The organism is Lysobacter capsici, assembly GCF_014779555.2.
Taxonomy (GTDB): domain Bacteria; phylum Pseudomonadota; class Gammaproteobacteria; order Xanthomonadales; family Xanthomonadaceae; genus Lysobacter; species Lysobacter capsici.
Window position 1 is genome coordinate 3,106,740 of the sequence record NZ_CP094357.1, and the last position, 11,590, is coordinate 3,118,329.

Annotated in this window: 10 protein-coding genes; 3 read left to right on the forward strand and 7 right to left on the reverse strand. The window is 67.9% G+C overall.

What is annotated here, in order from left to right:
* The first annotated feature begins 120 nt into the window (after window positions 1–120).
* Window positions 121–351 carry a hypothetical protein gene (locus IEQ11_RS12535; RefSeq protein ID WP_036104330.1) on the forward strand — a complete coding sequence of 77 codons (231 nt, stop codon included), beginning with the start codon at window positions 121–123 and terminating at the stop codon, window positions 349–351.
* 200 nt (window positions 352–551) lie between these two features.
* On the opposite strand, the gene IEQ11_RS12540 is transcribed toward IEQ11_RS12535, so the two are convergent.
* The 7 genes from IEQ11_RS12540 to IEQ11_RS12570 all read right to left on the reverse strand — a co-directional run bounded on the left by IEQ11_RS12540 (window position 552) and on the right by IEQ11_RS12570 (window position 9,112).
* Window positions 552–1,358 carry a 2,3-dihydro-2,3-dihydroxybenzoate dehydrogenase gene (locus tag IEQ11_RS12540; protein WP_191820641.1) on the reverse strand — a complete coding sequence of 269 codons (807 nt, stop codon included), beginning with the start codon at window positions 1,356–1,358 and terminating at the stop codon, window positions 552–554.
* Window positions 1,355–2,182, reverse strand: coding sequence for a siderophore-interacting protein (locus IEQ11_RS12545; RefSeq protein WP_191820642.1), 828 nt, complete (start codon window positions 2,180–2,182; stop codon window positions 1,355–1,357). The genes IEQ11_RS12540 and IEQ11_RS12545 overlap by 4 nt, the downstream gene beginning before the upstream one ends.
* Window positions 2,179–3,516 carry a condensation domain-containing protein gene (locus IEQ11_RS12550; protein WP_191820643.1) on the reverse strand — a complete coding sequence of 446 codons (1,338 nt, stop codon included), beginning with the start codon at window positions 3,514–3,516 and terminating at the stop codon, window positions 2,179–2,181. The genes IEQ11_RS12545 and IEQ11_RS12550 overlap by 4 nt, the downstream gene beginning before the upstream one ends.
* Entirely contained in the window at window positions 3,516–4,394 is an 879-nt protein-coding gene (locus tag IEQ11_RS12555) for an isochorismatase family protein (RefSeq protein WP_191820644.1), read from the reverse strand. The genes IEQ11_RS12550 and IEQ11_RS12555 overlap by 1 nt, the downstream gene beginning before the upstream one ends.
* Window positions 4,391–6,097 carry a (2,3-dihydroxybenzoyl)adenylate synthase gene (locus tag IEQ11_RS12560; protein ID WP_191820645.1) on the reverse strand — a complete coding sequence of 569 codons (1,707 nt, stop codon included), beginning with the start codon at window positions 6,095–6,097 and terminating at the stop codon, window positions 4,391–4,393. Before IEQ11_RS12560 ends, IEQ11_RS12555 begins: the two co-directional genes overlap by 4 nt.
* Window positions 6,094–7,359, reverse strand: coding sequence for an isochorismate synthase (locus IEQ11_RS12565; protein ID WP_191820646.1), 1,266 nt, complete (start codon window positions 7,357–7,359; stop codon window positions 6,094–6,096). The genes IEQ11_RS12560 and IEQ11_RS12565 overlap by 4 nt, the downstream gene beginning before the upstream one ends.
* Before the next feature lie 400 nt (window positions 7,360–7,759).
* Window positions 7,760–9,112 (reverse strand): glycoside hydrolase family 16 protein, encoded by a 1,353-nt coding sequence (locus IEQ11_RS12570; protein ID WP_191820647.1) that lies wholly within the window; start codon window positions 9,110–9,112, stop codon window positions 7,760–7,762.
* A gap of 300 nt (window positions 9,113–9,412) precedes the next feature.
* On the opposite strand from IEQ11_RS12570, the gene IEQ11_RS12575 reads away from it, so the two are divergent.
* Together IEQ11_RS12575 and IEQ11_RS12580 are read left to right on the forward strand one after the other, a co-directional pair.
* Window positions 9,413–10,906, forward strand: a complete 1,494-nt coding sequence (locus tag IEQ11_RS12575; protein ID WP_191820648.1) for an MBL fold metallo-hydrolase — start codon at window positions 9,413–9,415, stop codon at window positions 10,904–10,906.
* Window positions 10,907–11,083: 177 nt separating this feature from the next.
* Complete coding sequence (locus IEQ11_RS12580; RefSeq protein WP_191820649.1) at window positions 11,084–11,575, forward strand: CopL family metal-binding regulatory protein; 492 nt, start codon at window positions 11,084–11,086, stop codon at window positions 11,573–11,575.
* Window positions 11,576–11,590 lie beyond the last annotated feature (15 nt).

Sequence of the window (11,590 nt, forward strand, 5' to 3'; positions counted from 1 at the left end):
GGTGCGCACGCCCCGCGATGTGGATGCTGGACTCAACCACCGGCCAGGACGACGCCGGTGCGGCTCGCGCCGCAAGGCCGCGAGCACGAGTCGTCTCATCATCGGATCGAGGACAGCATCATGTCGACCATCAGCTACGCCGGTTACGGCGTGTGGAACAGCACCAACGACGTCACCAGCAAGGTCACCCAGCAGTACGCCAACAAGCAGCGCGAGTTCTTCGCCAACAACGGCGATTACGGCGATCCGGCGCCGGGCGAGCGCAAGTACCTGTACATCGTGTGGAACAACAACGGCAGCGCCAGCGGCGTGGTCGGCGAAGACGACAGCCGCGGCATCATCCTGCCGTAAGCCGCGGCGGCGCCGACCCCGGCTTGATTCGATTACGCATCAAAACGGGCTGGCCTGGGCAACTGGGCCGGCCCGTTCTATTTGTGGCGTCGCTTCGTCACCGTGGCTGGACCGGTTGCAGTCTCGCGGCTGCGGCGACGCCTTGCTCACCCAAGCTCTGCCCTGCCTCACCGTTTCGCCGAGTCCGTCGGCCGATGATCTCAGGCGTCCAGGGTCGCGCCGCCATCCACGCGCAAGTCGTGCAAGGTGATGTGGCGCGCACGATCCGACAGCAGGAAGCAGATCGCCTCGGCGATGTCGTCCGGATCGGCGATGCGTTGCAACGGAATTCCCAGGCGATAACGCTCGGCCACGCCCATCAGAATGTCGCGCCGCGCCTGTTCGTCGTCGGCGAAGGCGCGCTGCATCGCGGTGTCGGTCGATCCGGGCGATACAAGATTGCAACGCACACCGAACGGCGCCAGTTCCAGAGCGAGGCAGCGCAGATACTGGCTCGCCGCGGCCTTGGACGCCGCATAGGCCGCCATGCCCACGCGCGGCGTGGCGGCGGCGTTGGAGCCGACCGCGACGATGCTGCCGCGACCGCGCGCCTGCATCGATCGCGCGACCGCGCGGGTGGTGGTGAACACCGCGCGGGCGTTGACCGCCATGCACGCGTCCCAATCGTCCGGATCGAGCTGCAGGCAATCGCCGACCCGCAGGATGCCGGCGACATGCGCCAGATGTTCGATCGCGCCGAGCTCGTGTTCGATCTCGGCCACGGCGGTCTCGACCGCGGCCGCATCGCACAGGTCCAGCGCCCTCGCCCATACCGTCGCGCCGTGCGCGCGCAATCGCGCGACCAAGCTGGCCAGCGAATCCGCTTCGCGATCGATCAAGGCCAGCACGGCGCCCTCGCCCGCCAGCCGCCGCGCGGTCGCCGCGCCGATGCCCTGCGCCGCGCCGGTCACCACGGCGACGCGGCCGGCAAAGTCCCCTGTGCCCGCGCCAATCGCGTTACCGCTCATGCCTGCGCCTCATCGAACGCATCCATGATCCGATGGCGTTCCTCGTGATACCTGTCTTCGTCCCAGCGGTCCTTCCAGTACGGCACCGCGTACATCATCGACCGATGCACGCCGCGTTCGCCGGCGAGGAAATCGCGGATCGCCACGACCTGCGCGCTCTCCCCGGCCAGGGTCACCGAGACCGATTCGCCGTGCGGCCACGCCAAGGCCCGCACCGCATCGAGCAGCAAACGACTCGCGCCCGCGGGTTTTCCGTCGCGCGACAGCCAGCGCGAACGCAGGCGCGGATGCGGCGGCAGCGCCTGGATCTCGCTCGCGTCGGGCACTTCCAGCAAGGCGTCGATATCAACGCTGTCGGGCAGCCTGGCGATCACCGCGCACAGCAAGGCATAGCTGCTCGGATCGCCGATCAGCACATGCCGCTGCGCGTCGGCGCGAAACAACTCGGGACCGCCCGGCCCGGCCAGACCGAGCGGATCGCCGACCCGCGCCGCGCTCGCCCAGCGCGACGCCGGCCCTTCGTCGCCATGCAGCACGATGTCGACATCGAGTTCGTTCAACCCCGGATCGATGCGCGCTACGGTGTAGGTGCGTATCAGCGGCCGGATCGCGCCTTCGGGCCAGACCGGGCCGTGTTCGCCCAGGGCCGGCAACTGCGGCGCTTCGCCGGCCAGCGCCGGAAACAGCAGCTTGATATGCGCGCCTTCGCTGCCGCCGGGAAACCCGGCCAGATCGATCCCGCCCAGGGTGATGCGCCGCATCTGCGGCGTGCGTTGCGCGATGCGAAGCACCCGCAGCAAGCGGGCGCGGGGACGCGTGCTCATGCGGCGCGCACCGCCGACTGCTGGGCGATACGGCCGCTCAGGACCTCGATGCGGCACTCGGGTTCGGCGATGATCCGCTGCAGCAAGGCCAACAGCGCCGCGTGATGCCCGGCCAGACAGGCCGCGTCGTAGGCCAGCGGATTGGCCTCGATGTCGAAACGCACGCCGTCGGCCATCGGCGACACGGTGATGTCGAGATCCTCGACCGAACCGACCGAAATCGGATGCGCGCGGCTGCGCAGCCCTTCGAACACGAAACCGCGGTCGAACGGCATCAGGTTGACCACCGGCCCGTACAACTGCGCATGGCTGTCGCCCAGGCCGAGATCGTTGCGCAGCCATTCGTAGTTGTAACGCTGGTGCGGCCGCAGCTCGCGCAACTGCGCCGCGACCGCGCGCGCCAGCGCATCGAAACCTTGTTGCGGATCGACCCGCAGACGCAGCGGCACCACGTTCATCGCCATGCACGGCACGCCGAGCGCGGCCGAGCCGAGCCGGTTCATCACCAGCAGACCGACGCTGATATCACGTTCGCCGCTGCGCGCATGCATCCAGGCGAAGATCGCCGCCATCAGCCAGGCCGACCAGTCCACGCCGAGCCGGCGCGCCGCGGCCTGCCATTGCGCGTACTGCGACGGCAGCAACATGGCGCGTTGCGAATGCGAGCTGTCGCCGGGCGCGCGTTTCGGCCCCAGCGTGACCGGTTCGCCCAGGCCGCTCAGGCGCTGTGACCAGTATTCGCGATCGTCGGCGAAACGCTGCGATTGCCGGTAGTCGGCTTCCTCGGCGACCACCGGCTCCAGCGACCAGTCGCGTACCGGCGCCGGTTCGCGTCCCGCGATCCGCGCCGAATACAGCTCGGCGACGCGATGGATCAGCAGCAGATAGGCGAACCCGTCCAGGGCGATGTGATGCGCGCGCAGATACCACAGATGACGATCCGCGCCGAGCCGGATCAGGGCGCAGGCGAACAACGGACGCCGGGCCAGATCGGCCTGACGCAGCAGGTCCTCGCTCATCCACTCGCGGGCGCTGCGCCACGGGTCGGCGCAGTTCGAATAATCCTGACGCTCGATCACCACCGGGCGTTGCGGGTCCAGCGACTGCGCGACCTCGTCGCCGCGGCGGGTGTAGCGCATATGCAAGGCATCGCAGGCGCTCAGGGTTTCGCGCACGGCATCTTCCAGCGCGCACGGATCGAGCGCGCCGTTCAATTCGATCGCTTCGGCGGTCCAGAACGAAGGGCTGTCCGGATCGAGCTGCTGCCCGGCCCACATGCCCAACTGCGGTCCGGTCAACGGCCACGACGCTGGGTTGCGTGCGTCGCGATCCATCACGCCGCCCGCCGCGATTCGATCAAATCCCACCATTCCGACACGCTGCCGCGTTCGGCCAGTTCGACCAGGCCGATGCGCTCGCCGCGCGCCGACCAGCGTTCCAGCAAGGTCATCAGCCGGATCGAATCCAGCCCGGCCTCGAACGGATTGTCCTGCGCGTCGATCTGCTCCAGCGGCAGTTCCATGATCAGCGCCAGTTCGGTACGCAGCGCGGTCAGGCTGCGCGGCAGGCCGATGCCGTCAGTCAGTGACTGGATGCACGAGGCGCGATCGCTGACCACGCCGCAGCGGCGCGAGACGTAGTTCAGGGCCAGCGCATGCTCTTCGGCCGAGAAATCGGCGACCGCATCGGCGACCAGGAACGGCTGGATATCGTGCATGAACGCATCGCCGACGGTCATCATGCAGCCGATATGGGCGTAGATGCCGCACACGATCAGCTGATCGCGGCCTTGCGCGCGCATGCGTTCGCGCAGGTCGCTCGAGACGAAGGCGCTGTAACGCCACTTGGTCAGCACGGTGTCTTGCGGCCGCGGCGCCAGTTCGGCCGCGACCGGCGCGAGTTCGGGCCTGGCGGTGATGCCCGGCCCCCACCACGGTTGCAGCAGGCCGCGCTGTACCGCGCTCTGCTGCGTCGGCTGCGCGGTGTAGACCACCGGCACGCCGGCATCGTCGCAGGCATCGCGCAAGGCGCGGATGTTGCCGATCAGCTCCGGCACCGGCGCCTGGGCGCGGTCGTAGAACGCAAGGAAATACTCCTGCATATCGTGGATCAACAGCACCGCCCGCGCCGGATCGGGATGCCAGTCGACGCGATTGGCCGGCCACGACTCGGCGCCGGGCATGGGGTAACTGGCGATGGTGGGAATCGTCATGACTGCGCTTCGCTGAGAGGAAGAGAGGAAGAAATCGGAGATTGGGAAATCGCGGCGACCGGCGACGCGAATCGCGCGCGCAGCGCCTTCTTGTCGGCCTTGCCGACCGCGGTATACGGCAGGGCCGCGACCAGCTCGACCCGGTCGGGAATCTTGTAGGCGGCGATGCCGCGTTCGCGCAGGAAGCGTTGCAACTCGCGCGGCGCCATTGGCGGCGCATCGTCCGCTCGCGGCCGCAGCACCACGAACGCACAGGATTTCTCGCCGAGCCAGCGGTCCGGCATCGCCACCAGCGCCGCGTCGAACACCGCCGGATGTTCGAGCAGATGGCTTTCGACCTCCTCGGCCGCGATCTTCTCGCCGCCGCGGTTGATCTGGTCCTTGGCTCGGCCTTCGACGATCAGATGCCCCGAGGCCAGGCGCCGCACGCGGTCGCCGGTGCGATAGAAACCGTCCGCGGTGAATGCGCGCGCATTGTGGGCGTCGGCGCGGTAATAGCCGCGGATCGTGTACGGGCCGCGGGTCAGCAGATGACCGACCTCGCCGTCGGCGACGTCGTTGTCCTCGTCGTCGACCACGCGGATCTCGTCGTGCGCGCTGATCGGCCGGCCCTGGGTGCTCAGCACCACGTGCTCGGGATCGTCGTCGCGGGTGTAGTTGACCAGGCCCTCGGCCATGCCGAACACCTGCTGCAAGCGGCAGCCGAATGTCGAGGGAATGCGTCGCGCGATATCGCCGGCGAGGTGCGCGCCGCCGATCTGGATCGTCCGCAGACTGGACAGGTCGTAGCGCGCGAGCGACCGCGATTCCAGCCATGCCAGCGCCAGCGACGGCACCAAGGCGGTCCAGGTCACCCGTTCGCGCGCGATCAGGCCGAAGCAGGACTCCGGATCGGCCTGCCGCGCCAGCACCACGCAGCCGCCGACATGGAACACGCCGAGCGCGCCGGGCGAACTCATCGGAAAATTATGCGCGGCCGGCAAAGCGCACAGGTACACGCAGTCCCGGCCGAGCCCGCAGATCTCGGCGCTGGCGCGGACGCTGTAGAAATAATCGTCGTGAGTGCGCGGGATCAGTTTGGGCACGCCGGTGCTGCCGCCGGACAATTGCAGGAACGCGACCTCCGAGGCGTCCGGCAAGGCCTGCTCGATCGGTTCGTCGAGCAGCGAGTCGAAGGCGATGAATTCCTGCGCCTCGCCGACCACGATCACCTCGCGCAGGCACGGCTGGGCGGCACGCACCTCGCGCATGAGTTCGCGAAAATCGAAGCCGCCGTCGCGGTCGGCGATCACGCAGGCGCGGATCTGCGCGTGTTCGACGAAATAACCGATCTCGGCGCGGCGATGCGCGGGCAAGGCGAACACCGGCAACGCGCCCAGGCGGAACAAGGCGTGGCAGGCGACGTAGTGTTCGGCGAGATTGGGCAGTTGCAGCAGCACCCGGTCGCGACGGCCGATGCCGATCCGCGCCATGCCCGCCGCGAACCGGCGCACCTGTTCGTCGAAATACGCGTAACTCCAGCGCCGTTCGCCGCAGACCAGCGCGGTGCGCTCGGGGTATCGCGCGGCGACCTGGGCCAGCCGCTGATACAGCCCGACCCCGCTCCAATAGCCCAACGCGCGATAACGCGCGGCGAATTCCTCCGGCCATGGCGTGAATCCTGGCAGCGTCGTCGGCTCAACATCGAACGGTTGCGCGCTCATGCCCTGCCCTGCGTGCCGCCGGCCTCCGCCGCGTGCGCCAGCCCCATCGCGCCGAGCATGGTGCCGAGCTTGGCCGTGGTTTCGGCCAGTTCGTCGCGCGGTTGCGAACCGGCGACGATGCCGGCGCCGGCATACACCGTCGCGCATTCTTCTTCGACCACGGCGCAGCGGATCGTCACCGCCCATTCGCCGTCGCCTTCGTTGTCGCACCAGCCGACCAGGCCGGTGAACAGGCCGCGTTCGTAACCTTCGAACTCGCGGATCACTTCGCGCGCACGTTCGGTCGGATAGCCGCATACCGCCGGCGTGGGATGCAGCGCCAGCGCGAGTCGCAGCGAACTGGTCGACGGATCGATCAGCACGCCGTCGACGCGGGTCGACAGATGCCACATGGTCGGCGTGGCGATCAGCGACGGCGTGGCCGGGACCTGCAATTCGCGGCAATACGGCCGCAACGCCGCCGCGACCGAGCCGATCACCAGCGCGTGTTCGTGCAGATCCTTGGCCGATTGCAGCAAACCGCGCGCACGGCGCTGGTCCTCCTGCGGATCGGGGTGGCGCGGAATCGAACCGGCCAGCGGATTGGAAACGATGCGGGCGCCGCGCTTGGACAGCAGCAATTCCGGGCTGGAACCGATCAGGCACGCCTGCGGCCCGCCCGCGCCGGCCAGGTCCATCGCGAAGGTGTAGGCGCCGGGCGCGCGCGCCAGCAACTGAGCGAGCAACTGCGGCACGTCCACACGCGCGGCGATGCGCAGGCTGCGCGACATCACCACCTTGCTGATCCCGCCTTCGACGATGCGATCGAGCGAGCGCTCGACATTGCGCATGAACTGCGCCGGCGCCGGCACCGGTTCGACCCGCGGCATCGGCCGTTGCTCCGCGTTCAACGCGCTCAGCGCCGCGCCGCGATGACGCGCGCGACCGGCGGCGAATACCGCCTGCGACGGCAGCCACATGCGCGAGGGTTCGTCGCTGGCGAACGGCACCGCGCCGAGCATCGGCAAGCGGCCGGTTTCTGCGGCGACATAGGCCAGCAATCGCTCGCTGGCGCCGGCCAGGTCGTCGTCGATGCTCCGCGTCAGCGACTGCAACACGCCGCGCGCATGCAGTTGGGTCGATGACGAGGAAAACAGCGAATCGCGCGGCTGATAGTTCGACAGCAAGGCCGCGCCCGTCGTGGACGCGACCGCCGACAAGGCCGGCGCGAGCGCCGGCGCGAGGTCTTCGACCCCATGCAAGGAATACGCTTCGCCGATCATCGCCAGACTCCGCACCGCGCTTGCGCGGCTGTCGAAGCGGCACGATCGGATTGGGGAGCGCCGCAATGGGCACAGCTCTGCGCGCAAGCCGCGCGACGGAATGCGTTCACTGATTCACCTGCAAGCTCTGAGTGTGATCGAGCTTGCGGGCGCGAACGCCGGCTGGCAGGAGGGACGGGACCGGCCCGTCGGGATGCGGCTTAAACTACGCCAAGCCCACCGCATCGGCAAGGTGTTGCGATGCGGCAAGCGCATGGCGTGTGATGGCGCACACGCGGATAATCCGCGCTCGCCGCTTGCGCAAGCGGGCCGAGCGCGAACCGCGTCACAGCGCGTGATATTCGCACTGCGACGCGGATCGCGGGATCGACTGCCGGCTCAGTCGCGGCGAATCTCCGACTCACAAGTCTTGGTAGTAGACATTGTCGATGAACACCTCGACGTTGCTGCCCGGCGGATCGGACACCAGCATGAACATCTGCTTCACCGCATGCAGGTCCAGGTCGTGGAAGGCGCTGAACGGAATGCTGACCTCATGCCATTGGCCGTCGCGCACCAGGCCGTATTGCTGGCCGCCGTTGACGAAATCGATCCAACTGTCGCCGAATGAGGTGCTGATACCGATCTTGAAGATCGACGGCGTGGTCGTGCGCATGTGGAACTTCAATTTGCCGGGCGCGAAGCGGCTCATGTTCTTATAGTCGGTGGCCACGCCCAGCCCGTACCAGGCTCCGGCGTTGGCGCGGTACGCCATCAGCTGGCTGCCTTCGAACGGCGACGCCGCGATCGGGGTGAGGTTGTTCCACAGGTACAGGTTCGCATCGCCGTTGTAGTTCAGACGTGCGTTCATGTCGTTGCGTTCGGTGAACACGCCGAACTTGCCGCTGGGCGGATTGGCGCCGGTGTACAGGCTGCTGCCCGGGTTCTGGTACAGGCGGATGTAGTCGATCTCCATGCGCCCGGGCAAGGGCGCGGTGATGCCGCTGGCGTTGGGAATGCCGGTGTAGTTGCCGCCGACCGCGAGATTGAGCAGCAGGAAGTACGGCGCATGGAATTCATGCAGCGACGCGCCTTCGATATTGGAAATGGCGAACTCGAAGAACTGCTGGCCGTCGATCGACACGCGCACGAACTGCGGGTCCCAGGTCAGGCGATAGGTATGGAAGCCGCCGTTGAGGTCGCTGCCGCTGTTGAAATCCTGGCCGAAGTCGGCCTGCGATCCCCGATAGTCCCAATGCACCGCCGCGCCGACGCGGCGGTTGGTCATGTTGGCGGCGATGGCCGCGGCCGAGCCCATTTCCAGCAGATCGATCTCGCCGCGCGCCGGCCAGTTGCCGGTGGTGCCGAGCATCCAGTACGCCGGCCACAGGCCGTTGCGCAGGTCGGGCACCTTGATCCGCGCTTCCAGCGTGCCGTACTTGAAGTGCATGCGGCCTTCGGTCTTCAGGCGCGCCGAGGTGAAGCCGCGGCTGCCGAAATTCTCGCGCCGCGCTTCGATCACCAGGCTGCCGTTCTCGATGCGCGCGTTTTCCGGGCGGCTGGTGTAGTACTGCAATTCGTTGTTGCCCCAGCCGCACAGGCCGATCTGGCAGCCGTCGCCGACGTCGTAGATCCATTTTTCGCCGTCGATCGAGGGGCCGTTGAAATTGTCTTCCCAGACCAGGGTCTGGGCTTGCGCGGTCTGTGGCGACAAGCAGACGCCGGCGGCGATCAAGGCCGCGGCGGACACTGCGTATGCGCGTGCGAAGTTCATGGTGCGCTCCTGAAGGGGGACGGACCCGCGCGAAACAGCGCCGCGCCGGGTTCGCGGCCGAAGCTGTCTTCCTATGACAGCGCTGTCAACGGCTTGTTTTTCGGTGCTTCCTTTTACCCGGACGGGTTCACATTCCGGATGTGGGCTGGTTGGTAGTCCCCGGTCAGACGCGGACGATGCGTGTTGCACGACAGCACGCGCGTCCGGCTCAACGGTTCGCGCGTCCGACTCGATGCGGCAAATCGGCCACTGCGTCCCGCGATGGCCGATAATCCCGGCCTCGCCGCTTGCCGAACCGTCATGACCGTGCTGTCGCGTTTGCTGTTTTCGTTGGTGCTGGCCGCGGCATCGCCGGCCTGGGCCGCCACCGTTGCCCTGCCCTCTGCCTGGATCCACGGCGCCGGCGACGAACCTCCCTTGCAGGTGCAGCCGGCCGCGCCGGGCCTGTGGGTGCTGCGCCAATCCAGGGCCAGCAACTTCGAAGCGCCGTTTCTGTACCTGATCGCCGGCGACGAACGCGCCTTGCTGCTGGACACCGGCGCCGAGCCGGAGATCGACAATTCGTTGCCGCTGCGCCAAGTCGTCGACGATCTGCTGGCGCAATGGCAGCGCGAGCGCGGTCTGAGTTCGATGCCGCTGATCGTCGCCCACACCCACAGTCATCGCGATCACGTCTTCGGCGACAGGCAGTTCGGCGATCGTCCCGATACCCGCATCGTCGGTTTGCGTCCCGAGCAGGTCGCCATGGTCTTCGGCCTGGACCGCTGGCCCGACGGCGAGGCTTCGTTCGACCTGGGCCATCGCGAACTGATCGTGCTGCCGCTGCCGGGGCATGAGCCGGCGCATATCGCGATCTACGATAGGCAGACCGCCAGCTTGTTCAGTGGCGACACGCTGTATCCCGGGCTGCTGACGGTGCGCGATCTGGCCGCGTACCGGGCCAGCGCCGCGCGATTGACTGCGTTCGCGCAGCGGCATCGAGTCGAGCGCGTGCTCGGCGCGCATGTCGAGATGAGCACGACGCCCGGCGTGCTGTATCCGCTCGGCGGACCGTATCAGCCGCACGAGCACGGGCTGGCGCTCGGCGCGAAGCAGCTCGCGCAATGGCAGGCCGCGCTGACCGATGCCGGCGATTTCGTGCACGAACATATCAGCGACGATTTCGTGCTGGGACGCGTCGCCCAGCCCGGTGAATTCGCCGACTCGCCCAACACCCACGGCATGCTGGTGGTCGGTACCGACGCGGTGTATCTGTCGCATCTGCCGATGTTCCATCCCCCGCATCACTATCAGCTGATTTTCGAAGCGAACCTGCCGGCCGACGGGCTGCGCGAGTATCGCGACGATGCGGCCGCGCATCCGGACACCTACTACACCCTCGCCCCGACCCAGCGCTGGGTCTTGCCGGACACGATCAAACCCGACGCGCATTTCAAGGCCGACCTGTATCGCGGTCATTTCGAACGCGGCGGCACGCCGATCGCGCGCGACATCGATGTGTCGGTGCGCCGGATCGTGCATTTCCGCCGCTTCGAAGCCGGCCGCACCCCGCAGCCCTCACGCTGGATCGGTTTCGGCCGCGGCAGCCAGCGCTTCGCGGCGCATCGGATCGAAGCCGCGCCGGACATGGACCAGATCGTGCAGATCAGCGCGCCTGCCGCCGCGGCGCGAATCGAGGATCAGCCACTCGTCCATCCGGCGCGAGGCAGCGGCGAGCTGCGACGCGGCGATCGCATCGGTGGCGGCCGGGTCGAACGGGTGATCTACACCGAGTACGGCGATCTGGCCCAATGAGGCCTGCGCGGCGCGGCGTTGACGGCCGGGCTCGACGCGTCTGGAGCGACAACCTTCCTACTGTGGACAGGTCGATTGCAGGCCAAAGACTCACAATCCATTAACGCGCGCGTCGGCGAAACGGTTGAAACTCGCGTCCACCTGCACCATCCTGTGCCGCACTCGATCCGGCGCCCAATGACCTATTTCTCGCTCCTGCTGCGCATCGTGCTGATCGTCTCGATCAGCCTGAACGGTTACGCCGCCGCGGCGATGACCGTCGGCGGCGCGCAGGCGATGCATCGGGCGCATACCGTCGCGGCGGTATCGAGCGATGCGGCGTCCAGCGAGACGGCGATGACGGCCGAATGCCACGAAGGCGTGGCGGCCGGCGTGGGTCCTGCCGCCATGAATCACGACGGCATGAACCACGCGGGCATGAATCCCGCCGCGATGAACCACGATGCCGAAGCGACGACCGCGCAATCCACGGACGCCACGCTGTCGGCCCAGCCCGACGATTGCTGCGGCACGTTCCGCTGCCAATGCGACTGCACCCACGCGGTCGCGATCGTGCGGGTCGCCCTGCGCCTGGCGCCGGCCCTGGCCGGCCCCGCGCTCGCCCTGCCGCCGGAAGCGGCCGCGCCCAACGGCGTGTCGAGCCTGCCGATCCGACCTCCGATCGCCTGATCGCCGTTACCGGGT

Coding starts and splice junctions, on each gene's coding strand:
- IEQ11_RS12570 (WP_191820647.1), bottom strand. CDS start 9,112: ATGAACTTCGCACGCGCATACGCAGTGTCCGCCGCGGCCTTGATCGCC.
- IEQ11_RS12555 (WP_191820644.1), bottom strand. CDS start 4,394: ATGACGATTCCCACCATCGCCAGTTACCCCATGCCCGGCGCCGAGTCG.
- IEQ11_RS12545 (WP_191820642.1), bottom strand. CDS start 2,182: ATGAGCACGCGTCCCCGCGCCCGCTTGCTGCGGGTGCTTCGCATCGCG.
- IEQ11_RS12560 (WP_191820645.1), bottom strand. CDS start 6,097: ATGAGCGCGCAACCGTTCGATGTTGAGCCGACGACGCTGCCAGGATTC.
- IEQ11_RS12550 (WP_191820643.1), bottom strand. CDS start 3,516: ATGGATCGCGACGCACGCAACCCAGCGTCGTGGCCGTTGACCGGACCG.
- IEQ11_RS12540 (WP_191820641.1), bottom strand. CDS start 1,358: ATGAGCGGTAACGCGATTGGCGCGGGCACAGGGGACTTTGCCGGCCGC.
- IEQ11_RS12535 (WP_036104330.1), top strand. CDS start 121: ATGTCGACCATCAGCTACGCCGGTTACGGCGTGTGGAACAGCACCAAC.
- IEQ11_RS12565 (WP_191820646.1), bottom strand. CDS start 7,359: ATGATCGGCGAAGCGTATTCCTTGCATGGGGTCGAAGACCTCGCGCCG.
- IEQ11_RS12575 (WP_191820648.1), top strand. CDS start 9,413: ATGACCGTGCTGTCGCGTTTGCTGTTTTCGTTGGTGCTGGCCGCGGCA.
- IEQ11_RS12580 (WP_191820649.1), top strand. CDS start 11,084: ATGACCTATTTCTCGCTCCTGCTGCGCATCGTGCTGATCGTCTCGATC.